General features: G+C 56.4%; 1 pseudogene. It reads left to right on the forward strand.

The features are described 5' to 3' along the window. A pseudogene (locus tag FQ320_RS25410) lies at nucleotides 1-125 on the forward strand (IS3 family transposase); the annotation flags it as partial. Nucleotides 126-365 lie beyond the last annotated feature (240 nt).

A 365-nucleotide genomic window follows, 5' to 3' on the forward strand; every position in this document is an offset into this window, starting at 1 on the left:
CATCGCTCGGCAACAAGACCCCCGCAGAAGCGCGCCGAGCGCTTGAGCTACTTGATGGCATCGCGCCCGGCGCGCTTGCCACACCCGAAACCGACGACTATCAAACCCAAGGACTCTCGCTATGACCGAGGGACGACCGGGGGGCAGGTCACAGTCGGAACTTTGAAATTTAGAGCCGCAATACGAAACCCGGAACCTACCATAGCGCCAACTTGTTCGGAGTGTAGCAACCGCCTTAAACGGCTCTGTTGATGGCGTGGATGCCCCTCCCGACGGCATCGCAATGTGCCATTGTGGTGAGTGTTAAAGCCATCACAAAAGGAAGGAGCATCCATGTCCGAAGTTACTATTATCGGTGTCGACTT

Source organism: Oceaniovalibus sp. ACAM 378 (genome assembly GCF_008085915.1).
Classification (GTDB): domain Bacteria; phylum Pseudomonadota; class Alphaproteobacteria; order Rhodobacterales; family Rhodobacteraceae; genus Oceaniglobus.